Source organism: Streptomyces sp. NPDC004065, from assembly GCF_044903565.1.
Taxonomy (GTDB): domain Bacteria; phylum Actinomycetota; class Actinomycetes; order Streptomycetales; family Streptomycetaceae; genus Streptomyces.
Window position 1 is genome coordinate 180,872 of the sequence record NZ_JBJDQT010000004.1, and the last position, 25,300, is coordinate 206,171.

Here is a 25,300-nt window from a genome sequence, read left to right on the forward strand (position 1 = left end):
GACACCCGCACATGCGTGCTCACGAGCTGACCGTCGGCCGTACCTTTGGCGTCACCTTCGACCACGGGGAGGACTTCTTCGAGGCGTTGTCCACCTTCTGCCGGGACAACGGCGTACGGCAGGGCTACATCCCCTCGTTCATCGGAGCCTTCGCGGAGGCCGAGATCGTGGGTGCCTGCGAGAAGCTCGCGGACCCGGATGCACCGGTCTGGGCGAAGACGTACGTCACCAATGTCGAGGCGTTCGGCGCCGGCACCCTCGCCCACGACCCGGCCACCGGCGGGATACTCCCGCACATCCACGTCTCCGCCGGCCTTAAGGCCCAGTCGGCCGACGGCAGGACGAGCCACCTCATCAGTGCCAAGGTCCAGTTCCTCAGCGAGCTGATGGTCGTGGAGGTCACGTCGCCCACGATGACCCGGCCCAGGAACCCCGACCTCTACGACGTTCCGCTGCTCACGTTCGGCTGACCGGAAGGAGCCGGCGAAGCCAGGGGTGGTCGGGCGCGATCACGGTGATCGAGTTCGCCAGCCAGGCGCGTGCCGGAGCGTCGAGCAGCGGCAGCACAGCTTCGAAGTCGGTCTCGTCCTTGTCCCGGGTCGCCTTGGCCTTGTAGAAGAGCTGGACCTCGGGCGCGAGATATGGGATGCCCGTCTCGGTCGTGCGTCCGAGCTGGCCAATCGGGAGGCGGATCGCCGGGTCACGCCGCGAGACCCACTGGGTGCCCTCGGCCTCGTCCAGCATGAGCTGCACCGACCAGGGCGCCTTGGGCGTGCGGCGGCACCAGATGTCGTGGAGCGGCGGATGAAGGACCTCTCCAGGCCGCCACGGTCGAAGCTGTCCCTGGCCAGGGGGGTCCGCCACGTACAGGTCCCAGTCGGCCAGCAGTTCACGTACGAGGGCCTGGTCGCGCCGGAGGACGAGGACGTCGAGATCGCCGTGTGCGCGCAGCTCGCGGCCGACCGCGAGTTCGATCGCGTAGCCACCGGCGATCCACCACGGGAAGTCCGCCTTGGCGAAGACCTCGGCCACATCCTCGGGACGTTCTGGTACCCAGCGTCCCAACACGTCAGCACTCACCCGCCCATACTCCCAGTGACCGGGCGGGCGGAAACGAAGGCCGGCGGCGGGTCGCCGGTCTCGCTGGAGCGCCCTGCCGCTCGCCCCCTGCGCTCATAAACGCCCATGAGCATCAGGGGCACCGGCGGCCATCGTTGAGCGCGTGACTCGCGACCGGCCTCGTGGCCGGTGCTTGAGCCACGATCCTCCCGGGGCCGCACGCCCGGAGCCGGGTGCTTCTTGCGGCCGTACGCCTCTCAGCGGTGTACCTGCCGCGCTTCCGCGACCACGTCGCAGCCCCGGGAGACGGCCACCGACATCACCCACAGGAGGTCCGCCGCCCGATGATCAGCGCGCCGTCCGCCGCTCTCGGCCTCGTGTACCGCTGGACCGACCACACCATCAACCCGACTGGCGAAGCCCGCACGGTTCTGCGACGTGTCCTCAAGGACCTGGGCCTGCCAGGAGACGTCATCAGCGACGGAGTCCTGACCGTCTCGGAGCTCGTGGCGAACGCGCACGAGCACGCGCGCGGCCCGTACGAGGTGTACCTGCGCCGGGCTGCTGGGAGGTACATCTGTGAGATCCACGACGGGGATCCTGTCGTCCCCGCGGACCTCTACCTGGCTGCCGCGCCCTCGCGGGAAGCCGCCACGCCGGAGAACGGAAGTGGACTGCTCACTGAGAGCGGACGGGGCCTGCGCATCGTGAACGAGTTGACTCAGGGGCAGTGGGGGTTCCACGTGACGGACTGCGGGACCAAAGCCGCCTGGGTCGTGCTGGCCACGGCTTCGGGGCCAGGAGCAACTCGCGGCAGCCAGACCTGATGTAGCGAGCTGCCCCCGGCCACATCCGCGCCGCCTACGGCTACTACGGATCAGAAAGCAGCTTGACCCCTACGCTGCGGCGTTCGTGATCTTGGGCTTGGGCACATCGACATGGCCCATGGCTCGGTCGATCGTGATCTCGATGACCACACGTTCCGGGTCCGGAGCCGGCGTTCGCCCGCACCGCTTTCCGTAGCGCCTCACAGCGTCGTCCACCGTGACCGCGTCCGTACGCACTTCGGCCGTGCCCTCCAGCGTCGCCCAGCGTCCTCCGTCCACTTGGCATACGGCGACCCGCGCCTTACCGGGGAGCGCTGCCTGGATGTTGGCGACTTTCCTGCTTGATTTGCGAGTGATAACCCGAGCGATACCGGCATCGGCGTCCACGGTGACCCCGACGGGCACGACATGTGGGCGGGCGTCCGGCCGGAGTGTGGTCAAAGTGCACAAGAGGCGGGAGACCTCTGTCGTACGGATGAGGAGTGGCGTCGTTGCGTCCGGGCGCGCGGTGTCCGGGGCCACCCGTGCGAACGGTCATCACCCTTCGTCTCACAGATTCAGTTCCGCTGCCCTCAGCGCTTGCGGCAGGGATCTTCACTTGGCCGCCGCGTTCACTCCCTATGGCGAGCGTGGTCCCTTGCCCCGCCGTGTGATGCGCGTCGACTGTGGGCGGCGCGACCTCGCCACCACGAGGCGTTGCGCTGAAAAACCGCTGGCGCATCGTCCGGCCAGGTGGCTAGGGTCGTGTTCGTTCCTGTGGCTGCTTCGTGCCGCCGCCGTTCGTTGCGTGTGACCTGGGAGGTGTGACCGATGGCTGTCGTTGCGATGGGCGTTGCCCGCATCCGGAAGTTCATTCAGTCCACCTTCGTGGTTTCCGGCTGACCTCACTCTTCTCCCGCGCCAGTGGGCGCGGTGCCGGGGCCACCCGTGTGAAGGGTCACCCCTTGTCTTCCTCTTCTTCTCCGGTTTCGTCGCACCCTCTCTCCGCCTACGGCTGGGACGACGGCTGGGCGGCCGCGTTCGCTCCCTGTGCCGCGCGGGGTCTCCTGCCCGGCCGCGTCGTCCGTGTCGACCGCGGCCAGTGCGACGTCGTCACCGCCGCCGGCACCGTCCGCGCCGACACCGAGTTCGTCGTTCCCCGCGACCCGATGAAGGTGGTGTGCACGGGGGACTGGGCCGCCGTCGACCCCGAGGGCGGCGATCCGCGGTACGTGCGCACGCTGCTGCCGCGCCGTACCGCCTTCGTGCGGTCCACCTCCTCCAAGCGGTCCGAGGGACAGGTCCTCGCCGCCAACGTCGACCACGCGATCGTGGCCGTGTCGCTCGCCGCCGAGCTCGACCTCGCCCGTGTCGAGCGGTTCCTCGCCCTGGCCTGGGAGTCGGGCGCCCAGCCGCTGGTCGTGCTGACCAAGGCCGACGTGGTGCCCGACGCGACGGGGCTGTCGTACCTCGTCCAGGACGTGGAGACGACGGCGCCCGGCGTGCCGGTGCTGCCGGTCAGCGCGCTGACCGGAGCCGGGCTGGACACGGTCGCCGCCGTCGTCGCGCACGGGACCTCCGTGCTGCTCGGACAGTCCGGGGCCGGCAAGTCCACCCTGGCCAACGCCCTGCTCGGCGAGGACGTGATGGACGTCCGCGCCACCCGCGACGCCGACGGCAAGGGCCGGCACACCACCACCACCCGCAACCTGCTCGTGCTCCCCGGCGGGGGCGTCCTGATCGACACCCCGGGGCTGCGCGGGGTGGGCCTGTGGGACGCCGGAACGGGCGTGGGCCAGGTGTTCTCCGAGATCGAGGAGCTCGCCGAGCGGTGCCGCTTCCACGACTGCGCCCACGGCAGCGAGCCGGGCTGCGCGGTGCTGGCCGCCATCGAGGCGGGCGCACTGCCCGAGCGGCGGCTGGAGAGCTACCGCAAGCTCGTGCGCGAGAACCAGTGGATCGTCGCCAAGACCGACGCCCGGCTGCGCGCGGAGATCCGGCGGGACTGGAAACGCAAGGGCGCGCAGGGCCGGGCGGCCATGGAGGCCAAGCGGGGGCGGCTGCGCTGAGGGTGCGGCGGCCCGTGGCGGGGCCCATCGGGGCCGGTGGGGCGCTGGCCCGGGGCGGCGCATTGGGTCCGGCCGGGGGCTGCCTCGCGGCGGTGCGGGCGGCTGCCGGCCGGGCGTCCGTCGCCCGGTCGCCCTGACCAGGGGGCCGGTCGCGCCCGCGGGCCGGGGTGCCGGGCTGACGCTCGCATCCTGGGGGCCGGCCGCCCAGGGGGCGCCGGCACCCGGCGCCGGGCGGCCGGCCGCGCGCGTCCGTGCTCGAACGCCGTGTCCGATATCCGCCAGCGCGGTGCCGTGCCCGCGGCGGACACTGGACGGCGTGATGGACGAGGACACCAGGTACGAGGCCGTGCGCAGCAGGGACGGCAGGTTCGACGGCGAGTTCTTCTTCGCCGTCGAGACCACCGGTATCTACTGCCGTCCCAGCTGCCCGGCCGTCACCCCCAAACGGCACAACGTGCGGTTCTACGCCACGGCCGCCGCGGCGCAGGGCGCGGGCTTCCGCGCCTGCCGGCGGTGCCGGCCGGACGCGGTGCCCGGCTCCGCCGCCTGGAACGTCCGGGCGGACGTCGTCGGCCGGGCCATGCGGCTCATCGGCGACGGCGTGATCGACCGCGACGGCGTGGCCGGGCTCGCCGCGCGGCTCGGCTACAGCACCCGGCAGGTGCAGCGCCAGCTCACCGCCGAACTCGGCGCCGGCCCCGTCGCGCTGGCCCGGGCACAGCGGGCGCACACGGCGCGCGTGCTGCTGCAGACCACCGGGCTGCCGATCACCGGCGTCGCGTTCGCGGCCGGGTTCGCCAGCGTCCGCCAGTTCAACGACACCGTCCGGGCCGTCTACGGCACGACCCCGAGCGAGCTGCGCGCCACCGCGCTCCGGCCCCGGCCCAGGGCCGGGTCCCGACCCCGGACACGGGACCGCGGACCTGCCGGGCCGGCGGCATCCGGCGCGGGCACCCGCACGGCCGCCGGGTCAACCGGGGCCGCCGGGTCGGCCTGGACCGCCGGGTCCGCCGAAATCCCCGTACGGCTCGCCCACCGGGGCCCCTACCAGGCCGGCCCCGTCTTCGACCTGCTCCAGCGCGAGGCCGTACCCGGTGTCGAGGAGGTGAGCGGCCCGCCCGGCACGCGGACCTACCGGCGCACCCTGCGCCTGCCGCACGGCACCGGTGTGGCCGCCGTCGGCGAGCGCACCCGCGCACCGAGGGGCGGCCGCGGCGCGCACCCCGGCGGCTGGCTGGAGGCGCGCTTCCACCTCGCCGACCCGCGTGACCTGACGACCGCCGTGCAGCGGCTGCGCCGGCTGTTCGACCTGGACGCCGACCCCTACGCCGTCGACGAGCGGCTCGGCGCCGACCCGCGCCTGGCCCCGCTGGTCGCGGCCCGCCCCGGACTGCGGTCGCCGGGCGCCGCGGACCCGGAGGAGGCGGCCGTACGGGCGCTGGTGGGCCGTGCGGAGGCGGCCCGGCTGGTCCGCCGCCACGGCACGGCGCTGGACACCCCGCACGGCACGCTCACCCACCTCTTCCCCGACCCGGCGGTACTCGCCGGGGCCGAACCCGGGGGCACCCTGGGCGCCCTGGCCGCCGCCCTCGCCGACGGCGCCGTGCGCCTGGACCCGGGCGCCGACCGGGAGGAGGCGCACCGCGCCCTGCTCACCGTGCCCGGCCTGGACGCCGCGACGGCCGCCGCCATCCGCACCCGCGCCCTCGGCGACCCCGACGTGGCCCCGCCCGGGACGCACGCCCCCGACAGCTGGCGCCCCTGGCGCTCGTACGCCCTGCACCACCTGCGCGTCGCACGCGAACGGGACGGACAGCGGAACGGCCCGCAGAACGGCCCGCAGAACGCCCCGCAGAACGGCGGGCAGAACGGCCGGCAGAACGGCCTGGGGAACGGACAGGAGAACCGATGACCATGCCCACGACCTACTGGACCACACTCGACAGCCCCCTCGGCCCGCTGCTCCTGACCGCCGACCCCACCGGCGCCCTGACCTCCCTGTCCGTCCCCGGCCAGAAGGGCGGCCGCCCGGCCCCGGACGGCGGGCGCCGCGACCCGGCGCCCTTCCGGGCGGCCGAGGAGCAGTTGCGCGCCTACTTCGCCGGCGAACTCAAGGAGTTCCACCTGCCGCTGCGCACCGAGGGCACCGCCTTCCGGGAACGGGTGTGGGCCGCGCTCGACACCGTTCCGTACGGCGCGACGACGACGTACGGCGAGATCGCCGCCCGTATCGGCGCGCCCCGGGCCGCGGTACGGGCCGTGGGCGGCGCGATCGGCGCCAACCCGCTCCTCATCCTGCGCCCCTGCCACCGGGTGACCGGCGCGGACGGCACGCTGACCGGTTACGCGGGCGGCCTGGAGCGCAAGGTACGGCTGCTCACCCTGGAAGGCGCGCTGTAACGGCGGGCTCCGGCCCCCGGCGGGGCGGCGCGCCCCGGGCCCGCTCCGGCGTCCAGCCTTCGCCGGGCCCGCTCCGGCGTCCGGCCCGCGCCGGGCCCGCTCCGTACCGGGCCCGCTCCGTACCGGGCCGGCGTCCGGCCCGTGCTGGGCCGGACGGGTGATTCGCGGGCCCGGGCCGTGGTGCCCGGGTCCGCCGCCGTCCGCGCCTGTGGCACGGTCGCCTTCTCGAGGCCGTGGCCGTGGCCGTGGGGAGGGTGTGCGCAGGTGGTGGGCAGGAGAGTGGCCGGCGTCGGCGCCGGGCGGTCGCTCGCGGCGCTGCTGCTCCTGCTCTCCGGCACGGCGGCGGCGCCCGCCACGGCCGGACCGGCTACGACGGCGAGCGAGCGGACGGCGGCGGCGCCCGTCTGGACCGGCGCCTGGGAGGCCGCGCCCTCCGGCACCGCGCCCCCGCTGCCCGGCACCTCCATCCGCAACGTCCTGCGCACCAGCGTCGGCGGCAGCGCCCTGCGCGTACGGCTCGGCAACCGGCTGGGCCGCGCGCCCCTGCGGCTGGGCGCCGTCACGGTGGCGCTGCGCCGGCCGGGCGGAGCCGGCGCCGTACGGGGCTCGCTGCGGCCCGCCCTCTTCGCGGGCTCCCGCGCGGTGACCGTCCCGGCCGGCCGGGACGTGCTCAGCGACCCGGTGCGGCTGCCCGTCCCGGCCGCCGCCGACCTGCTGGTGACGGTCTACACGCCGTACGACTCCGGCCCCGCGACGTACCACCGCACCGCCCTGCGCACCAGCTATCTCGCCCCCGGCGGCGACCGGACCGCCGACGAGACCGGCGCCCCGTACACCGCCACCACCACGCACTGGTACTACGTCACCGGCGTCGACGTGCTCGCCGCCCCCGCGGCCGGCAGCCTCGTCGCGCTCGGCGACTCCCTCACCGACGGCACCGGTTCGACCCACGACGCCGACCGCCGCTGGCCCGACCGGCTCGCCGCGCGCCTTCGCGCCCTGCCTCCGTCCCGCCGCCTCGGCGTCCTCGACGCCGGTGTCGCCGGCAACCGGCTGCTGCGCGAGGGCGTGGGGCCGAGCGCCCTGGCCCGGCTGGACGCCGACGCCCTGTCCCGGGCCGGGGTGCGGGTGCTGTTCGTGTGGGAGGGCATCAACGACGTCAAGGGCTCCCCGCCCGCCACCGACCCGGCCTCCTTCGCGGCGGCGTACCGCCTGATCGTGGCCCGTGCGCACGCCCGCGGCATCCGGGTCGTGGGCGCCACCCTGACGCCGTACGGCGGGCACCCCGCACACACGGCGGCCCGCGACGCCGTGCGGCGGAGGATCAACGCGCTGATCCGCGGCGGCGGGCTGTTCGACGCGGTCGCCGACTTCGACGCCGTGGTACGGGACCCGGCGCGGCCGGAGCGGCTCCGCCCCGCCTACGACAGCGGCGACCACCTCCACCTCGGCGACGCGGGCCTGCGCGCGGTCGCCGACGCGGTCGGCCTGGCCGCCCTGGTGTGCCCGACGGGCCGGACGGGACGGCCGTGCCCCTCCCCGGCCACCCGGCCGTACGCGTAGGGCGTGCCGGCCGTCCGGCCGCCCGGTGCCGTCGGACGGTTCCCCTGTGCGGGGCGGGACGGGTCCATGGCTTTGTGGCGTAGCTGTCGTACTGGCGTTCGAGGGTTCACTCGACGGACCGTTCGAGGGGCGGGCGGGCGCCGGATTTTCCGGATGCCCCGTTTTCATCCGGCCCGCGCGGTGGACAATTGGGGGCATGAGCCAGCAGGGGGGAAGGCCCACCGGTCACGAGGACGACTGGTGGCGGCAGTTGTACGACGACTCGACCGGGGACACCGGACCGGCCGCCGCCGCGGATTCCCTGGACGACCGCTTCGCCTCGGCCGCCGGAACCTTGGGGAGGGGACCGGGGCCCGCCCGGACCGGGGGACCGGCCCCCGACCCGAGGACGCCCCTCGAGGACCGTCCGCCCGCGCAGCCGGAAGTCCCGCCCGTGCAGCCGGACATGCCGGCCGGGCAGCGAGGAGTGCCGTCCGGGCAGCCGGACGTCCCGCCCGGGTCCGACGCCCGCAGGGTGCCCCCTCCCCGCACGGCCGACGCGGGCGAAACACCTGGGAACACCACCCCGCCGGAGACCGCCGCCCATGCGGACACCGGCCCGGACTGGTGGCAGCGCTCCGCCTGGGAAGCCGCCCCGCCGCCCGAGAGGCGGCCGGCGACTCCGCCCGCACGCACGGACTCCCCGGCCACGGACTCCCCGGCCACGGACTCCCCGGCCACGGACTCCCCGGACCCGGAGGCCGCGCCCGCCGACGCCCCCGTGGACTCCCCGGACCCGGAGGCCCCGCCCGCCGACACCCTCGTGGACTTCCCGGCCGGGCGGACCCGGCCTCCGGACGCCCCCGCGGACTTCCCGGACCCGGAGGTCCCGCCTCCGGACGCCCGCGCGCCCGGCGTCCCGCCCCGGCCGGCCGCCGCACCGCCGGCCCCTTCGGACCCCGTCGTCCCACCGCGCCCGCCCGCCGGTCCGCCGCGGCCCTCCGCACCACCCCACCCCGCGGACCCCCCGCCGGCACCCGCCCCGCCGCCCGCCGCCGGCCCGGCAGCGCACGGGGCCTCCGGGCCTTCAGCGCCTTCCGCCGGCCCCGGCGCTTCCGCTCCTCCCGAGGCTCCCGGCCCTCCCGAGCCGGCCGTTCGCCCCGGGCCGGCCGCTCCCCCCGACTCGGCCCCTCCGCACGAGCCGGCCGCTCCGCCCTACACCTCCGGCTTCGCCGCCATCCCCGGTCCCGCCGATCCGCCGGCCCCGCCGCCCCCGGCGCCCGCTCCCGGCCCGCCCCCCGTGGAGCCCGCCCCGCCCATATCCCTCCACCACATCGGCTCCGGGCCTCCCACCTACGACCCCGAGCCCACCGCCCTCCCGCAGTGCGACCCGGACGGGCTCGGGGACCTCGTGCCGGACACCGTGCTGGAGGGGGCCCGCTACGGGGCCTGCACCCTGCGCGCGGTCTCCGTCCGGGGGGACTCGGCCCGCTACCGGGGCGAGCCGCGCCGCGACGCGCTGCTGACCGCGCGGTTCGGCGCGGGCGAACAGGCGCTGATCCTGGTGGCGATGGCGACCGGCGCCCGTACCACCCCGCAGGCGCACCGCGCGGCGGCCGAGGTGTGCCGGTGGATCGGCCGGGCCGTGGGCCGCAGCCACGCCCGGCTGGTGGCGGACATCCGGTCCGCCCGGCGCGGCGAGCTGAAGTCCGGCCTGCACCGCCTCACCGACCGCGGTTTCGGCAGGCTCCGCGCCGGAGCGGCCGAACAGGGCGTCGAGCCGGAGGAGTACACGGCGACCCTGCGCTGCCTGCTCGTGCCGGCCGACCCCGAGTGCCGGGTGCGCGTCTTCTTCGGCGTCGGCGCGGGCGGCCTGTTCCGGCTGCGCGACGGGGAGTGGCAGGACATCGAGCCGCGGGTCGCGGACACCCCCGGCGGCCCCGTCGTCGGGTTCGGGTCGTGGCCGGACGCGCCGGGCGGGACACCCGAGGGCGACCGGCTCACCATGGACCTCGGCATCCCCACCCCGCAGGGGCCCCTCGAGCCGGCTCCCGGGCCGCCGCCCGAGCCGTTCCGCTTCCGCGCCTCCGTCGCCCAGCCGGGTGACACGCTGCTGATGTGCACGGGTGGCCTGGCCGACCCGCTGCGCGCCGAACCCGGCCTGTGCGCCCACCTCGGGCGGCGGTGGTCGGACGGGGAACCGCCCGGCCTCGCCGCGTTCCTGGCGGACGTCCAGGCACGGGTGAAGGGTTACGCCGACGACCGTACGGCCGCCGCCGTTTGGGAGGCGTGAGCGCCGAGGCTGTGACTTCATGGTCCCAGAGGGGTCCCGGAGGGGATCCACGGGCGACCGAAGGGGCACCCGCACGCCATGGCCAAGCAGAACGTCGCAGAGCAGTTCGTCGACATCCTGGTCCGCGCCGGAGTCAAACACCTGTACGGCGTGGTCGGGGACAGCCTCAACCCGGTGGTCGACGCGGTCCGCCGCAACGCCGCCATCGACTGGATCCATGTCCGCCACGAGGAGTCGGCCGCCTTCGCGGCCGGCGCCGAGGCGCAGATCACCGGCCGGCTCGCGGCCTGCGCCGGCTCCTGCGGCCCCGGCAACCTGCACCTCGTCAACGGCCTGTACGACGCCCACCGCTCCATGGCCCCGGTCCTCGCCCTGGCCTCGCACATCCCGTCCAGCGAGATCGGCCTCGGCTACTTCCAGGAGACCCACCCGGACCGGCTGTTCGCCGAGTGCAGCCACTACAGCGAGCTCATCTCCAGCCCGAAGCAGATGCCCCGGCTGCTGCAGACCGCCATCCAGCACGCGGTGGGCCGCAGCGGGGTGAGCGTGGTGTCGCTGCCCGGCGACATCGCCGGCGAGCCCGCGCCGGAGAAGGCCGCCGAATCGGCCATCGTCACCTCACGGCCGACCGTCCGCCCCGGCGACGCGGAGATCGACGAACTGGTCCGGCTGATCGACGCGGCCGACAAGGTCACCCTGTTCTGCGGCAGCGGCACCGCGGGCGCGCACGCCGAGGTGATGGAGTTCGCCGGAAGGATCAAGTCGCCGGTCGGGCACGCGCTGCGCGGCAAGGAGTGGATCCAGTACGACAACCCGTTCGACGTCGGGATGAGCGGCTTGCTCGGCTACGGCGCCGCCTACGAGGCGACCCACGAGTGCGACCTGCTGATCCTGCTCGGCACCGACTTCCCGTACAACGCCTTCCTGCCGACCGACGTGAAGATCGCCCAGGTCGACGTCCGGCCGGAGATCCTCGGCCGGCGCTCCCGACTGGACCTCGCGGTGTGGGGCGACGTGCGCGAGACGCTGCGCTGCCTGATCCCGCGGGTGCGGGAGAAGAAGAACCGGCGCTTCCTGGACCGGATGCTCAAGAAGCACGCCGACGCGCTGGAGGGCGTGGTCAAGGCGTACACCCGCAAGGTGGACAAGCACGTCCCCGTCCATCCCGAGTACGTGGCCGCCGTCCTCGACGAAGTCGCCGACGACGACGCGGTGTTCACCATCGACACCGGGATGTGCAACGTGTGGGGGGCCCGCTACATCTCGCCCAACGGGCGCCGCCGCATCATCGGTTCCTTCTCCCACGGCTCGATGGCCAACGCGCTGCCGATGGCGATCGGCGCCCAGTTCACCGACCGCCGCCGCCAGGTGATCTCCATGTCCGGGGACGGCGGCTTCTCCATGCTGATGGGCGAGTTCCTGACCCTCGTGCAGTACGACCTGCCGGTCAAGGTGGTGCTGTTCAACAACTCCTCGCTGTCGATGGTGGAACTGGAGATGCTGGTCGCGGGCCTGCCCTCGTACGGCACCGCGAACACCAACCCGGACTTCGCCGCCGTCGCGCGCGCCTGCGGCGCCCACGGCATCCGGGTGGAGAAGCCCAAGGAGCTCGCCGGTGCCCTCAAGGAGGCGTTCAAGCACAAGGGCCCGGCGCTGGTGGACGTCGTCACCGACCCCAACGCCCTGTCCATCCCGCCGAAGATCAGCAAGGAGATGGTGACCGGCTTCGCCCTGTCCGCCTCGAAGATCGTGCTCGACGGCGGGGTGGGCCGGATGGTGCAGATGGCCCGCTCCAACTTGCGCAACGTGCCCCGGCCCTGAGCCCGCCCGGCACCGCGGGGCGGTCCCTGAGCCCGTCCGGCGCCGCGGGGGCGGTCCCTGAGCCTGCCCGGCGCCGCGGGGCGGGCCCGGGGCGGTCCGGGACCGTGGGGCGGGCTGGGGCGGTCCGGGACCGTGGGGCGGGCTGGGGCGGTCCGGGACCGTGGGGCGGCGGAAAGCGTCGTACTCCGGCCAACTTCGGCCGGGCGCGGGCGGATGCCACGGGCAGTTGCGCGGTGGGCGATCGGTTCCCCTGGGCCAACAGGCGCGCCGGTGGTGGTCCGGATACGTCCGGAACCGCATGCCCCGATGGGCAGTTGGGCCCATCCCGGACGGTCGCGGCGGGCGCCGCGCACGGGCGCGCACGACCGGACGGGGTGGTCCGGCCCGGCCCGGGACCCGTACCGGGCCGTCCACGCGTGGCCGAACACCCGGTCGTCCCCGGTCCGCCATGACTGGCCCGTGCCCCAGAGGGCATGGATTCCCGTGAACGTGTTCGAGCTGGAGGGGAACCGACATCGACACGCGGGCGGGGGTCATGAAGAGGCAGGCACGAGGACGCGGTCCCGGGACGGCCGGGGCCTCCTCGGTGAGGACGGCGGAGGCGGACGAGGAGGCCGAGGGCCTCGGGGGAAGGCCCCCCGCGCGGCGGCTGCGGCGCAGGCTGGGGCGGGCGGACCTCAAGGCGGTGCCGGAGGCGCGCCGGGCGCTGCGCGAGCTGCTGCGCCACTGGGGCAGGCCCGGCCGCTCGGAGGTCGCCGAGCTGCTCACCAGCGAACTGGTCACCAACGCGCTGGTGCACACCGACGACGAGGCGATCCTGACGGCCACGGTGACACCGCGCGGACTGCGTGTGGAGGTAAGGGACTTCGTGGCCCGCAGGCCCAGGCCGCGCCCCCAGGGCGGCTGCGACGGCACGAGCGGACGGGGCCTGGTGCTGGTCCAGTCCCTCGCGGACGCCTGGGGCGTGTCCTCGCACGACGTCGGCAAGTCGGTCTGGTTCGAACTGGGCGCGGGCGCCGCGTGAACGCGGACGGGGGCGGGGCCGCCACGGCCCGCCCCCGCCCCCGCCCGGGTCACCCGCGCGGGGTCAGCCGAACTGCTGCTCCAGGTCCTTGAGCTTGCGCTCCAGCGAGTCCAGACGCGGCAGGGCCATCGTGTCGTCCTCCGCGGTGAGGTCGACGGTGACCGGGTCCGACTTGCGCACCGGCTGCAGCGAGGGACGCGCGCGTACGGGCAGCGACTCCGCCGCGGATATGGCAGGCTCCGCGGTGACCTGCGAGGAACCGCGCTCCAGCGCGGCCTGCGGCTGGGCCTCCAGCTCCCGGCCGCCCCGCCCGGGGAAGCCGCGGTGGCCCCGGCTGATCGCCTTCAGCTGCGCCCGCTCGACACGCTCCTGCTCCCGCCGGCGCCTGCGGTTCTCCTCCTTCTGGCGCTTGTCCTCGCGCACCTCCTCGACCGCCTCGTCCAGGCTGCGCACGCCCTCCAGGAGCATCAGCGACCAGGCCCTGTAGGTCTCGCGGGGGGCCCGCAGCCAGCGCACGACACGGATCTGCGGCAGCGGACGCGGGACGAGACCCTGCTCGCGCAGGGCGGCCCGGCGGGTCTGCTTCAGGGCGCGGTCGAACAGCACGGCCGCCGACAGGGACATGCCGGAGAAGAACTGCGGGGCGCCCGCGTGGCCGATGCCCCGCGGCGCGTGCACCCAGTTGAACCAGGCGGCGGCGCCCGCGAACGTCCACACGAGTATCCGGGAGCCGAGCGCCGCGTCGCCGTGGCTGGCCTCGCGGACCGCGAGCACGGAGCAGAACATCGCCGCGCCGTCCAGCCCGAACGGCACCAGGTACTCCCACCCGCCGGTCAGGCCGAGGTTCTGCCGGCCGAAGCCGACCAGGCCGTGGAAGGAGAGCGCGGCGGCGACCGCCGCACAGCAGAACAGCAGTACGTAGGAGGCCGTCCCGTAGACGGCCTCCTTGCGCCTGCGGCGCTCCTCGCTGCGCTCCCACGAGTCGTCCGCGCTCGCGTTCTCCCCGGAGGAGCGCTTGCCGCGCGCGAGCACCGCCACCGCCGCCAGCATGCCCAGGAGCAGTACGGCGCCCGGAAGCAGCCAGTTCAGCGATATGTCGGTCAGTCTCATCTGGGGTCCCTTGCATTGGGATAGGGCGTAACGCCCGCCATAGTGGCCCAATCCCAGCGGCCCTCAGGGGGTTTCGGGGCAAGAGGCCGCCAAGGGAGTGCGGGGGGATGCCCAGGACGGCGTTCTGCTCGAACTGCCGCTTGAGGGGCGGGAGTTGAGTTCGAATAAGACTACCCGGACGGATGGTTCCGCGGAAAGTTCCCGTGAAGGGTGAGAAAGTTGTGAATCAGTCGTGACCGCGGGGGTGTCGTCCGCGCCGGCGATCCTGTGCGGCGCCGCTCAACGGGCGGACGCCGCGACCAGTCCGGCGATCCGGTCCGCGTCGCGGGTGCGCGGGCAGGTGACGCAGGTGTCCTCGGCGCGCACGGTGTAGAAAAGGCAGCAGCCGGCCCGGTCGCGGGTGGGCAGCCGCTCGCCGTCCGGACCGGTCAGCTCCCGGAAGGCGGCCGAGCCGGCGTACGGCGGGGTGGCGCCCGGCAGCAGCAGGTCCAGCTCGCGCAGCGCCCGGTCCTCCTCGCCCAGTAGCCGGGCGACGTACCACAGGCCCTCGGCGATCTCGTCGGTCGCCATGCCCCACAGGGCGCGGCCGCGCCGCCGCATGCGCGGGCCGAAGCCGCCGAGCACCGGTTCCAGGTGCTCGGCGACCGCCGCCCGCACCTCGGCGCGCAGCGCCTCCGCCCCGTCCGCCACCCGGGCGCCGGGCAGCGCGGCCGCCGGGTCGCCGGGCAGGCAGGCGAAGGAGACGGGGCGCACCGCCATGCGGCCGGCGGCGCGGTCGTAGGAGACGTGCGTCACGGGCAGCCGGGGCACCCGGCGGTACAGGAACCAGGGCACGGTGAACAGCAGGCAGGCCGGCCAGGCGTACCGGTGCAGGCCGAAGCCCGCCACGACGTCGGGCCGGGCGCGCGTGCCGTAGTCCCGCAGCACCTGTTCCGCGTCCCGGGCCAGGAAGGCGTCCAGGGCGGCTCCGTCCGAGGTCAGGGAGGAGGCGCGGGTCCAGCCGTCGCCCTCGGGGACCGGCTCGCCGGGGTCCGTCACCGTGACGGTCAGGCCCGGGAAGACCTCGGTGAGACGGGCGTAGGCGCCCGCCACGGCCGACGGGGGCACAGGCATGGGGGCATCACCGTTCCGCGCGCGACTGAGGCTCTACTGAAGTTAGCCTCACCTTACTTCACTGCAACGGAGTGTGAACCTTTGGCCTGTTGCCCCTATGGTGCTTGACGGGCGAGTAACAACCCGTCGTAATGACCCCAAGCACCCCCAAGGCCGGAGGAGGACCGTGAAGCAGGGCGCGCAGGACTCCGCCGGCACCGGCATCCCCGGGCCCCGGCCGGGCGACGGCACCGGTGACAGCGGTGGTTCCGGTGGCACCGGTGGTTCCGGCCCGCGGGTGCCCCGTCAGCCGCGCGCCGAGGACGTGGGACGCGAACGGGTGCCCGGGGCCGCACGGCGGGCGTGGGACGCCGAGGGCGTGCGGGGCGCCCCCCACGACGACCCGGCACCGGCCGGCGCCGTCCGGGGCGAGCACACCCACGGCGAACCGCCCCTGCCGCACCCCCGCCCGCTCGTACGGCGCGCCTCCGTGCGCGGACAGATCCTCGACGCCCTGCGCACCGCGCTGGTCTCCGGGGAGCTGACCCCGGGCGAGGTCTACTCGGCGCCCGCGCTCGGCGAGCGCTTCGGGGTGTCCGCGACCCCGGTCCGCGAGGCGATGCAGCAGCTCGCCGCCGAGGGCGCCGTGGAGGTCGTGCCCAACCGCGGCTTCCGGGTGATCGAGCGCGGCGCACGGGAACTCGCCGAGCTGGCCGAGGTGCGCGCACTGATCGAGGTCCCGGTGATCCTGCGGCTGGCCCGCACCGTGCCGGTCGAGCGCTGGGCCGAACTGCGCCCGCTGGCCGAGGCCACCGTGCGGGCCGCCTCCTCCGGCTGCCGCGCCACCTACGCCGACAGCGACCGCGCCTTCCACGGCGCGCTGCTCTCCCTGGCCGGCAACGGGCAGCTCTCCCGGATCGCCGAGGACGTCCACCGGCGCGCCCAGTGGCCCCTGGTGGGCGCCGCCAGTGGCGCCACCCGCGCCGGGCTGGTCGCCGAGGCCGTGGAGCACACGGCACTCCTGGACGCGCTGATCGCCCGCGACCCGGACACGGTGCGCACCCTCCTGCACAGCCACTTCGCGGCCCAGGACTGAGCCCGGCAGCCGCCCCGCCGGAAGCGCGGGGCGGCGGCCGGCCGACGCTCAGCCGCCGTCCCCGGACGTGGTCGCCGACCTGCCGCAGGCGTCGTGCCAGGCGGCCTTCGCGCCGGAGTCGCCGATCCGGTGGGCGTCGACGACCGCATCCGCCGCGCCCACCACGGACAGCACCGCCGCGGCCGCCCGCACCACGGTCGCCGTGCGCGCCGCCGTGGCCGCCCCCGGCTCAGGCCGTGGCCGCCCCCGGCTCAGGCCGTGGCCGCCCCCGCCGCGGGCGGGGCCGTCAGGTGGCGGGCCAGCCAGGTCGGTACGCCGCCGAGCAGGCGGAACAGGCGGCGCGCCTCCTCCCGCAGCCGTGACGCCTCCGGCTCCGTCTCGGTGTCGGCCAGCGACACCAGTGCCGGTGCCGTGCCGACGAGGTAGCCCAGCTCCTCGCGGATCCGCAGCGACTCGGCGAACCCGTGCCGTGCCTCCGCCAGTTCGCCCTCGCGCAGGGCGAGCCCGGCCAGGTGCCGCCAGGTGAAGGACAGCAGCAGCGGGTCGGGGTGCGCGGTGGCGCCCGCGTGGGCGCGGCGGTAGGCGGCACGCGCGGCCTGCGGCGAGCCGGTCAGGTTCTCGGCGATCAGCCCGCGCCTGAAGTCCAGCAGGGCCCGCCCCGGCGCCCCGGGCGCGATCAGGGCCGCCGCCCGGCCGAGCGCGGACCGCGCCTCGTCGGCCCGGTCCCGTACGCCGTGCAGGGTGGCGGCGTAGGCCAAGTACCCGCGTTCACAAGCGGCCGCGCCCCGCTCGTCGTCGGTGTGCGCGAGGGCCTCCGCGGTGCGCAGCGCGTCCTCGGCATCCTCCCAGCCGGCCTCGGTGTACAGACACCGCTCGACCAGCAGCGAGGTTCTCTGCAGCGCCGCGGCCGCGGTGTCCGGCCGCAGCAGCTCTGCCGCGTCGGTCCAGCACGCGCGTGAGCGCAGCCGCCATACCGCGGTCTGGAGTGGATCGTCACCTGCGGTCGTTCCGTTACCAGACATGGCGGTATGCGCCACGTTGCCCTCCCCGAGCACGCCGTCGAGCCTTGAGTGGTGGCGGCATCTCAGCACGAACTCCGCGGCCCGGCCAAGAGGCTGGGTGAAGGATTTCACAAAGTCGTGGGCCGGGCGCGGCACACGCCGGGGACGGGCGGGCCGTACCCCGCTTCAGCTCATCCGCAGGGCGAGGAAGAAGTCCAGCTTGTCCTCCAGACGGGCGAGGTCACGACCCGTCAACTGCTCGATCCGTCCGATCCGGTAGCGCAGCGTGTTGACGTGCAGGTGGAGCCGGGTGGCGCACCGGGTCCAGGAGCCGTCGCAGTCGAGGAAGGCCTCCAGCGTCGGTATCAGCTCGGCGCGGTGCCGCCGGTCGTAGTCGCGCAGCGGGTCCAGCAGCCGGGCGGTGAAGGCACGCCGCACGTCGTCGGGCACGAAGGGCAGCAGCAGCACGTGCGAGGCCAGTTCCTGGTGGCCCGCCGCGCACACCCGCCCCGGGCGCGCCGCGGCCACCCGGCGGGCGTGCCGGGCCTCCTCCAGCGCCCCGCGCAGCCCCTCCGCCGAGTGCACGGCCGCGCTGACGCCGAGGGTGAGCCGCCCGTCGCCGTCCAGACCGGCCGTCAGCGGGTCCCGTACGGTGCGCAGCAGCGTCTCGGCGACGACGCCGGCCTCGGCGCCGTCCCCCTCGGCCGGGACGGCCGGCAGCGGGACCAGCGCGACGGCCTCGTCCCCGGTGTGCGCGACGGCCATCCGGTCGGAGGGCTCGGGCCCGGCGGGGGAGTACCCGGAGCCGGGGGAGGGGGCGGCGAGGATCTCCTCGAGCAGCGCCTGGGCGACCGGGCCGCTCCCGGCCGCCGTGCCGTCCCCGGCCGCCGTGCCGTCCCCGGCCGCCGTGCCGTCCCCGGCAGCAGCGCCGCCCTCCCACTCGACGCGGGCCACGACCACCTGCCACTGCGGCGCCGACCCCAGGCCGGGCAGCAGCACCGGCGCGGCGACCCGCAGCCGGGCGGCGATCTCGGCGGGCGGCGCCCCGGCCTGCACCAGCTCCAGCACCTCCTGGGCCAGCCGCCTGCGCACCGTGCGGGCCGCCTCCCGCCGGTCCCGCTCGACCGCGATCAGCTGGGTGACGCCGTCCAGCAGGTCCAGCCGTTCGGCGGGCCAGTCGCCCGCGTCCGCCTCGACGGCCAGCACCCACTCCGACAGCACCGACTCACGCCGGTCCCGTCCGTCCGGCACCGCCCGCGCCCCGCGCGCACCGCGTTCGTCCCCGTCCTCCGGCCGGTCCTGCGGCGAGCCGCCGCCGCGGATGGGGAACAGGGAGTACGTCGTCGCGTCCACGGTCACCCGGTGGGGGCCGCGCCGGCCGGTGCGGCCGGCCGCCAGGTGCTCGGCGGCGAGCGTGGCGCACAGCTCGGCGGGCGGCGCCGCCCCGGCGGCCTTGGGGCCCGCGATCAGCCGGCCGGTGGGGGAGAGCAGCCAGGCCCGCAGGTCCAGGTCCGAGCCCAGCAGGTCCAGCACCACGTCGGGGCCGCCGCCCGCCGGGCCGGAGGTCATCATTCGCCGGTGCCGGTCCACCACGGCGGCGAGGTCCCCGGCGCGCTCGCCGGACACCTGCCGTACGACGTGCTCGGTGACGGTGGCGAACGCCACCGACTCGTTGACCGCGAACAGCGGCAGCCGGTGCCGGGCGCAGGCCGCCACCAGGTCCTCCGGCACCTCGCCCAGCTCGGCCTCGCCCGCGGCCACCGCGGCCACGCCCGCCTGCACCAGGATCCGCACGAAGGGCTCGGAGTCGGCGGCGTCGCGCCGCCAGGCGAGCCCGGTCAGCACCAGCTCGCCGCCGGAGAGGTAGCGGCTGGGGTCGCGCAGGTCGGTGGTCATCACACCGCGGACGGTGCGGTCCAGCTCGTCCTGCCCGCCGAGCAGCTTCAGGCCCAGCGCGTCGGTGTCCAGCAGTGCGCGCAGCCGCATGTGTCGTTCGCCGCCGTTCTTTCGTCTCGGGAAACCGTTGATGATCTTGTGAGGAGGGGGGCCGGGCCGTACGGCCGGACGACGGCCGGGCGACGGCCGTACCGGGGCAGGGGCCGTGGCCTGTGTTTCCAGGGGGAATCACCGGGGTGACCGAAGGCCTCCGTTCATACGAATCTACAAGATGCCCGGCCTGGCCAGCCAAACCCTTGGGCGTTTCGGTGACTGACCCTTCGGCGTACACGGCGGTGTACTGAGGCCACCGCCCGTAAAAAGCACATGAACGAGCCGCACCGCCGCACCGGACGGGACCTGCCCGGACCACCCTGTGAGAGCGAGCCACGAGACGAGGAAGCGAGCCGGTCATGGAGTTCCTTCGCCCCGCCAGCTGGGAGGAGGCGCTCGCCGCGAAGGCCGAGCACCCCACCGCCGTGCCCATCGCCGGCGGCACCGACGTGATGGTCGAGATCAACTTCGGTCACCGTCGGCCCGAGTACCTCCTCGACCTCAACCGCGTCCGCGACCTGTACGAGTGGGAGACCGGCGAGCGGAGCGTGCGGCTGGGCGCCTCCGTCCCCTACACGAAGATCATGGAGAACCTCCGGGCCGAGCTGCCGGGGCTGGCGCTCGCCTCGCACACGGTCGCCTCCCCGCAGATCCGCAACCGCGGCGGCGTCGGCGGCAACCTCGGCACGGCCTCGCCCGCCGGCGACGCCCACCCCGCGCTCCTCGCGGCGGGCGCCGAGGTGGAGGCGGAGTCGGCGGCGCGCGGCGTGCGGCGCATCCCGGTCGACGCGTTCTACACCGGCGTCAAGCGCAACGCGCTCGCACCCGACGAGCTGATCCGGGCCGTGCACATCGCGAAGGCCGACGGCCCGCAGCAGTTCTCCAAGGTCGGCACCCGCAACGCCATGGTCATCGCGGTGTGCGCGTTCGGCCTCGCCCTGCACCCGGCCACCCGCACCGTGCGCACCGGCATCGGCTCCGCCGCCCCGACCCCCGTCCGGGCGAAGGAGGCCGAGGAGTTCCTGGGCGCGGCGCTGGAGGAGGACGGCCTGTGGGACAGCGGCCGGACCATCGCCCCGTCGGTGGCCGGGCGGTTCGCCGAGCTGTGCTCCGCCGCCTGCGACCCGATCGACGACGTCCGCGGCACCGCCGCCTACCGCCGCCACGCGGTCGGCGTCATGGCCCGCCGGACCCTCACCTGGACCTGGGAGTCGTACCGCGGCGCCCGCAACGCCCCGGAAGGAGCCGCGTGATGCGCGTCAGTCTCACCGTCAACGGACGCCCGCAGCAGGCCGACGACGTCTGGGAGGGCGAGTCCCTGCTCTACGTGCTGCGCGAGCGGCTCGGCCTGCCCGGCTCCAAGAACGCCTGCGAGCAGGGGGAGTGCGGCTCCTGCACCGTACGCCTGGACGGCGTGCCCGTGTGCTCCTGCCTGGTCGCCGCCGGACAGGCCGAGGGCCGCGAGGTGGTGACCGTGGAGGGGCTGGCCGCGTACGCGCGGCGGCGGTCCGGCGCGGAGGACGGGGGCGCGGGGGAGCACGGCGGCGCGGCGGAGGACGCCGGCGCCGGGGAGGACGGCGGGGGCGGGCGACTGGCCCCGGTCCAGCGGGCGTTCCTGGACGCCGGCGCGGTCCAGTGCGGCTTCTGCACCCCGGGCCTGCTCGTCGCCGCCGACGACCTGCTGGAGCGCAACCCCGACCCCACCGACGAGGACATCCGCGAGGCCCTCTCGGGCAACCTGTGCCGCTGCACGGGCTACGAGAAGATCATGGACGCGGTCCGCCTGGCGGCCGCCCGGCAGTCCGAGGGGGAGCGGGCATGACCGACGGCGCCCCCACCAGGATCACGCAGGCCGCACGGACCGGCGGCGGCATCGGCGAATCCACGCTCCGCCCGGACGGCACCCTGAAGGTCACCGGCGAGTTCGCGTACTCCTCCGACCTGTGGCACGAGGACATGCTCTGGGGCCAGATCCTGCGCTCCCCGCACGCGCACGCCGAGATCCTCTCCATCGACACCGGCGAGGCCCTCGCCGTCCCGGGCGTGTACGCCGTGATGACGTACGACGACCTGCCCACCGAGGTCAGGCACTACGGACTGGAGATCCGCGACACCCCGGTCCTCGCCCACGGCAAGGTCCGCCACCACGGTGAGCCGGTCGCCCTCGTCGCCGCCAACCACCCGGAGACCGCCCGCCGCGCCGCCGACCGGATCAGGGTCGGCTACCGGGAGCTGCCCGTCGTCACCGACGAGGCCTCCGCGACCGCACCGGACGCCGTCCTGGTGCACGAGAACCGCACCGATCACCACGCGGGCCGCGTCCCCCACCCCAACATCCTGCACCGCCAGCCCATCGTGCGCGGCGACGTCGAACGGGCCGCCGCCGAGGCCGACTTCGTGGTCCGCGGCGAATACGTCTTCGGCATGCAGGACCAGGCCTTCCTCGGCCCCGAGTCCGGTCTGGCCGTGCCCGAGGAGGACGGCGGCGTCCACCTCTACATCGCCACCCAGTGGCTGCACTCCGACCGGCGCCAGATCGCGCCCGTCCTCGGGCTGCCCGAGGACAAGGTGCGGATGACGCTGGCCGGCGTCGGCGGGGCGTTCGGCGGGCGCGAGGACCTGTCGATGCAGATCCACGCCTGCCTGCTGGCGCTGCGCACCGGCAGGCCCGTCAAGATGGTCTACAACCGCTACGAGTCGTTCTTCGGCCACGTCCACCGCCACCCCGCCAGGCTGTCCTACGAGCACGGGGCCACGCGCGACGGCAGGCTCACCCACGTCAGGTGCCGTATCGTCCTCGACGGCGGCGCGTACGCCTCCGCCTCCCCGGCGGTCGTCGGCAACGCCTCCTCGCTCGGCGTCGGCCCGTACGAGGTCGGCGACGTGGACATCGAGGCCCTCGCCCTCTACACCAACAACCCGCCCTGCGGCGCCATGCGCGGCTTCGGCGCGGTCCAGGCCTGCTTCGCCTACGAGGCGCAGATGGACAAGCTCGCCGACGCCGTCGGCATGGACCGGGTGGAGTTCCGGCGGCTCAACGCCATGTCCCAGGGGTCGGTGATGCCGACCGGGCAGGTCGTCGACTCCCCGGCCCCGGTCGCCGAACTCCTGCGCCGGGTCAAGGAGATGCCGATGCCGCCCGAGCGCCAGTGGGAGAGCTCCGAGGGCGCCGACGTACGGCAGCTGCCCGGCGGCCTGTCCAACACCACCCACGGCGAGGGCGTGGTGCGCGGGGTGGGCTACGCGGTCGGCATCAAGAACGTGGGCTTCTCCGAGGGCTTCGACGACTACTCCACCGCCCGCGTCCGCCTGGAGGTGGTGGCCGGGGAGCCGGTGGCCACCGTGCACACGGCGATGGCGGAGGTCGGCCAGGGCGGTGTCACCGTGCACGCGCAGATCGCCCGCACCGAGCTGGGCGTCGCCCGGGTGACCATCCACCCCGCCGACACCCGCGTGGGCAGCGCCGGTTCTACCTCGGCCTCCCGGCAGACGTACGTCACCGGGGGCGCGGTGCGGCACGCCTGCGCACTCGTCCGCGAGAAGGTGCTGGAGCTGGGGCGCCGCAGGTTCGGCTCCCGGCATCCCGCGTGGGCGGGCCCCGGACTCCTCCTGGCGGACGGCAAGGTGGTCACCGGCGGCGGCGAGGTGCTCGCCGGTCTGGCGGACGTCCTCGGGGACGAGGCGGTCGAGGCCGAGGAGGAGTGGCGGCACCGGCCGACCGAGCCCTTCGACCCGCGCACCGGCCAGGGCAACGGGCACGTGCAGTACTCCTTCGCCGCGCACCGCGCCGTCGTCGAGGTCGACACCGAACTCGGCCTGGTGAAGGTGATCGAGCTGGCCTGCGCCCAGGACGTCGGCAAGGCGCTCAACCCGCTGTCCGTGGCCGGCCAGATCCAGGGCGGCACGGTCCAGGGACTGGGCATGGCGGTGATGGAGGAGATCGTCGTCGACCCGCGGACCGCGAAGGTGCGCAACCCGTCCTTCACGGACTACCTGATCCCCACCATCCTCGACACCCCGCCCATGCCCGTCGACATGCTCGAACTCGCCGACGAACACGCCCCGTACGGGCTGCGCGGCGTCGGCGAGGCGCCCACCCTGTCCTCCACCCCGGCCGTGCTCGCGGCGATCCGCGACGCGACGGGGCTGGAGCTGAACCGGACGCCGGTGCGTCCGGAGCACCTGACCGGCCGCAACGGCTGAGTCTCCCGGGGGACTTCACCCCGCGGGCCGGCCGACCTGCCCTGCCGCCGTCCCACCCTGCCGCCGTCACCGGGGCGGGAGGACGCGCCGGTGCCGGATGGCGTGCCCGGGCCGGTGGTCGGGGACGCGTCGGTGGCCGGGGACGGGCCGGTGGGGTGAGGGCTTCCGGCGCGGCGCGCCGCCGCCTCACCCCGCGCCGCCGCCTCACGCGCGGCGCAGCAGCTTGTTCACCGCCCGCCCGAACACCGCCCGCGCCGCGCGCTCCAGCACGGGGTCGAAGAGGGAGGGCAGGAAACGCACCCGCAGCTCCTCCCGCCACAGCACGCGGGTACGTCCCCCGGGACCCGGCCGCACCTCGATCTCGGCCCAGCCGAGGACCACGCGGCCCCGCTTCTCCAGCCGGCACACCCCCGGCTCGCCGTCGGCCGGCGGGCGCCAGACGGTGACCTCCATGGGGTCGTCGAAGCCGAGCGGGCCGACGGCCGAACGGGCCACGATCCGCGTGCCCTCACCGTCCGGCGCGGGGGTGACCACGGTGACGCGGGTCAGCGGGACGGCGTCGGCGTGCCGCTGCCACTGCGTGAGCCGGCGCCAGGCCTCGTCGAGGGGGAGCGGCGCCGTGCGTTGGAGGGAGAAGTTGACCACGGCACGATCGTAGGCAACTTCAAGGGGTGCTCCGCGCGTTCGGCCCCGGCTCACACGGTTGGCCGAGCGCGCGGCCCGGCCCGCCGAAGTGCGCGAGGGCGTGCCGGGGCGGGGTGCGGGGGTGCGGTGCGGCGGCGCGCGACCCGGCGGTACGCGCCGCGACCGTCCGCGCCGTCACCCCGCGCGCCGCGACCGTTCCCGCGCGTCCGGGCGCGCTACGGCCGGTACACCTCCCCCGGCTCCGCCTTCCCCGGCGCCAGCAGTTGCGGCACGGTGACGAAGACGTACCCCCGCTCCTTGAGCGCGTCGATGACGCCGGGCACGGCGGGCACCGTGCCCGGGTAGATGTCGTGCAGCAGGATGATGCCGTCGCGGGAGGCCTGGGCGAGCACGCGCTTGGTGATCAGCGCGGAGTCGCTGGTGGCGTAGTCCTTGGCGGTCACGCTCCACAGCACCTCCGACATGCCGAGTTCCTTGCAGATCTCGTGCACGGTGGCGTTGGTGCGGCCCTGCGGCGGGCGCATCAGCGTGGGCTTGCGCCCGGTCAGCCGCTCTATCGCCTCGTTGGTGCGCGTGAGTTCGTCGCGTACGCGAGCCGGGGGTATCCGGGTGAGTATCTGGTGGTCCCAGGTGTGGCTGGCCACCTCGTGGCCCTCGGCCGCCATCCGCCGGACCAGCTCCGGGTACTTCTCGATGTGCCGTGCGCCGAGCAGGAAGAAGGTGGCCGGGACCCTCTTCTCCTTGAGGATGTCCAGCAGCCGGGGGGAGTTCTCGCTCGGCCCGGCGTCGAAGGTGAGTGCGATGCACTTGGCCTCGCGGCAGTCGACCGTGCCGAAATCGGCCGGCGCGCCCGCCACCGCCCGGGCGCGGGCGGTGCTCGGCATGGTGCGGTCCCCCTCCTGCCCGCAGCCGGTGAGGACGGGCGCCAGACAGACGGCCGCGGCCAGCGCGGCGACGGCCCGTCGGACGACCCTCCGTTCCCCAGGCCCCCGTTTCCCGGCCCCCCGTTCTCCGAGCGCCCGTTCCCCGGCGCCCCGTTCTCCGAGCCACCGTCCCGCGGCCCCCCGTCCCGTGGTCCGCCGGCCCCCGAGTACGCTCGCTCTCCACCCCTCCCGCACTCCGGACTCACCGCCCGGGCGCTCCGCCCGGC

22 protein-coding genes are annotated in these 25,300 nt (G+C 75.2%); 13 read left to right on the forward strand and 9 right to left on the reverse strand.

Translation table 11 applies throughout. The annotated features are described in order from the left end of the window. Positions 1-11: 11 nt before the first annotated feature. A complete protein-coding gene (locus tag ACI2LW_RS08110; RefSeq protein WP_404730329.1) occupies positions 12-470 on the forward strand; it encodes a PPC domain-containing DNA-binding protein in 459 nt (152 codons plus the stop codon). On the opposite strand, the gene ACI2LW_RS08115 is transcribed toward ACI2LW_RS08110, so the two are convergent. Further along, a complete protein-coding gene (locus tag ACI2LW_RS08115) occupies positions 457-1,068 on the reverse strand; it encodes a nucleotidyltransferase domain-containing protein (protein ID WP_404730330.1) in 612 nt (203 codons plus the stop codon). The genes ACI2LW_RS08110 and ACI2LW_RS08115 overlap by 14 nt on opposite strands. A 335-nt stretch (positions 1,069-1,403) precedes the next feature. Between ACI2LW_RS08115 and ACI2LW_RS08120 the strand changes: the two genes are divergently transcribed. Further along, positions 1,404-1,886 (forward strand): ATP-binding protein, encoded by a 483-nt coding sequence (locus ACI2LW_RS08120; protein ID WP_404730331.1) that lies wholly within the window; start codon positions 1,404-1,406, stop codon positions 1,884-1,886. Between the two features lie 69 nt (positions 1,887-1,955). Here ACI2LW_RS08120 and ACI2LW_RS08125 read toward each other — a convergent pair whose 3' ends face one another. Then, positions 1,956-2,363: a pyridoxamine 5'-phosphate oxidase family protein gene (locus tag ACI2LW_RS08125; protein WP_404730410.1), complete on the reverse strand. Its 408-nt coding sequence runs from the start codon at positions 2,361-2,363 to the stop codon at positions 1,956-1,958. Positions 2,364-2,830: 467 nt separating this feature from the next. Between ACI2LW_RS08125 and rsgA the strand changes: the two genes are divergently transcribed. From rsgA to ACI2LW_RS08160, 7 genes are all read left to right on the forward strand, one after another. Continuing rightward, positions 2,831-3,934 carry a ribosome small subunit-dependent GTPase A gene (rsgA, locus tag ACI2LW_RS08130; RefSeq protein WP_404730332.1) on the forward strand — a complete coding sequence of 368 codons (1,104 nt, stop codon included), beginning with the start codon at positions 2,831-2,833 and terminating at the stop codon, positions 3,932-3,934. Positions 3,935-4,253: 319 nt separating this feature from the next. Next, the gene (locus tag ACI2LW_RS08135) at positions 4,254-5,846 is read left to right on the forward strand and encodes an AlkA N-terminal domain-containing protein (RefSeq protein ID WP_404730411.1); all 1,593 of its coding nucleotides are present in this window, start codon (positions 4,254-4,256) and stop codon (positions 5,844-5,846) included. Further along, on the forward strand, positions 5,843-6,334 hold the full coding sequence (locus tag ACI2LW_RS08140) for a methylated-DNA--[protein]-cysteine S-methyltransferase (protein WP_404730333.1): 492 nt from the start codon (positions 5,843-5,845) through the stop codon (positions 6,332-6,334). Before ACI2LW_RS08135 ends, ACI2LW_RS08140 begins: the two co-directional genes overlap by 4 nt. 264 nt (positions 6,335-6,598) lie before the next feature. Continuing rightward, positions 6,599-7,897: an SGNH/GDSL hydrolase family protein gene (locus ACI2LW_RS08145; RefSeq protein WP_404730334.1), complete on the forward strand. Its 1,299-nt coding sequence runs from the start codon at positions 6,599-6,601 to the stop codon at positions 7,895-7,897. Positions 7,898-9,176: 1,279 nt separating this feature from the next. Then, entirely contained in the window at positions 9,177-10,169 is a 993-nt protein-coding gene (locus ACI2LW_RS08150) for a protein phosphatase 2C domain-containing protein (RefSeq protein WP_404730335.1), read from the forward strand. 78 nt (positions 10,170-10,247) lie between these two features. Then, positions 10,248-11,990, forward strand: a complete 1,743-nt coding sequence (locus tag ACI2LW_RS08155; RefSeq protein ID WP_404730336.1) for a pyruvate dehydrogenase — start codon at positions 10,248-10,250, stop codon at positions 11,988-11,990. A 535-nt stretch (positions 11,991-12,525) separates the two neighbouring features. Further along, on the forward strand, positions 12,526-13,014 hold the full coding sequence (locus tag ACI2LW_RS08160; RefSeq protein ID WP_404730337.1) for an ATP-binding protein: 489 nt from the start codon (positions 12,526-12,528) through the stop codon (positions 13,012-13,014). A gap of 63 nt (positions 13,015-13,077) precedes the next feature. Here the strand turns inward: ACI2LW_RS08160 and ACI2LW_RS08165 are convergent, their stop codons facing one another. Both ACI2LW_RS08165 and ACI2LW_RS08170 read right to left on the reverse strand, forming a co-directional pair. Next, entirely contained in the window at positions 13,078-14,124 is a 1,047-nt protein-coding gene (locus ACI2LW_RS08165) for a DUF2637 domain-containing protein (protein ID WP_404730338.1), read from the reverse strand. Between the two features lie 279 nt (positions 14,125-14,403). Next, a complete protein-coding gene (locus ACI2LW_RS08170; protein WP_404730339.1) occupies positions 14,404-15,237 on the reverse strand; it encodes a (2Fe-2S)-binding protein in 834 nt (277 codons plus the stop codon). Between the two features lie 166 nt (positions 15,238-15,403). On the opposite strand from ACI2LW_RS08170, the gene ACI2LW_RS08175 reads away from it, so the two are divergent. Then, on the forward strand, positions 15,404-16,312 hold the full coding sequence (locus ACI2LW_RS08175; protein WP_404730340.1) for a GntR family transcriptional regulator: 909 nt from the start codon (positions 15,404-15,406) through the stop codon (positions 16,310-16,312). A 48-nt stretch (positions 16,313-16,360) separates the two neighbouring features. Here the strand turns inward: ACI2LW_RS08175 and ACI2LW_RS08180 are convergent, their stop codons facing one another. The 3 genes from ACI2LW_RS08180 to ACI2LW_RS08190 form a co-directional block, all read right to left on the reverse strand. Next, the gene (locus tag ACI2LW_RS08180) at positions 16,361-16,504 is read right to left on the reverse strand and encodes a hypothetical protein (RefSeq protein ID WP_404730341.1); all 144 of its coding nucleotides are present in this window, start codon (positions 16,502-16,504) and stop codon (positions 16,361-16,363) included. 59 nt (positions 16,505-16,563) lie between these two features. Then, positions 16,564-17,334 (reverse strand): hypothetical protein, encoded by a 771-nt coding sequence (locus ACI2LW_RS08185; RefSeq protein WP_404730342.1) that lies wholly within the window; start codon positions 17,332-17,334, stop codon positions 16,564-16,566. A 165-nt stretch (positions 17,335-17,499) separates the two neighbouring features. Continuing rightward, positions 17,500-19,299, reverse strand: coding sequence for a PucR family transcriptional regulator (locus tag ACI2LW_RS08190; RefSeq protein ID WP_404730343.1), 1,800 nt, complete (start codon positions 19,297-19,299; stop codon positions 17,500-17,502). A 362-nt stretch (positions 19,300-19,661) separates the two neighbouring features. On the opposite strand from ACI2LW_RS08190, the gene ACI2LW_RS08195 reads away from it, so the two are divergent. The 3 genes from ACI2LW_RS08195 to ACI2LW_RS08205 are packed head-to-tail and all read left to right on the forward strand — an operon-like array spanning position 19,662 to position 23,505. Then, positions 19,662-20,555: an FAD binding domain-containing protein gene (locus ACI2LW_RS08195; RefSeq protein ID WP_404730344.1), complete on the forward strand. Its 894-nt coding sequence runs from the start codon at positions 19,662-19,664 to the stop codon at positions 20,553-20,555. Next, the gene (locus ACI2LW_RS08200) at positions 20,555-21,124 is read left to right on the forward strand and encodes a (2Fe-2S)-binding protein (protein ID WP_404730345.1); all 570 of its coding nucleotides are present in this window, start codon (positions 20,555-20,557) and stop codon (positions 21,122-21,124) included. The genes ACI2LW_RS08195 and ACI2LW_RS08200 overlap by 1 nt, the downstream gene beginning before the upstream one ends. Further along, the gene (locus tag ACI2LW_RS08205) at positions 21,121-23,505 is read left to right on the forward strand and encodes a xanthine dehydrogenase family protein molybdopterin-binding subunit (RefSeq protein ID WP_404730346.1); all 2,385 of its coding nucleotides are present in this window, start codon (positions 21,121-21,123) and stop codon (positions 23,503-23,505) included. The genes ACI2LW_RS08200 and ACI2LW_RS08205 overlap by 4 nt, the downstream gene beginning before the upstream one ends. Positions 23,506-23,709: 204 nt before the next feature. Here the strand turns inward: ACI2LW_RS08205 and ACI2LW_RS08210 are convergent, their stop codons facing one another. Then, positions 23,710-24,150: an SRPBCC family protein gene (locus ACI2LW_RS08210; protein ID WP_404730347.1), complete on the reverse strand. Its 441-nt coding sequence runs from the start codon at positions 24,148-24,150 to the stop codon at positions 23,710-23,712. Positions 24,151-24,365: 215 nt separating this feature from the next. Continuing rightward, positions 24,366-25,097 carry a polysaccharide deacetylase family protein gene (locus ACI2LW_RS08215; RefSeq protein WP_404730412.1) on the reverse strand — a complete coding sequence of 244 codons (732 nt, stop codon included), beginning with the start codon at positions 25,095-25,097 and terminating at the stop codon, positions 24,366-24,368. Positions 25,098-25,300 lie beyond the last annotated feature (203 nt).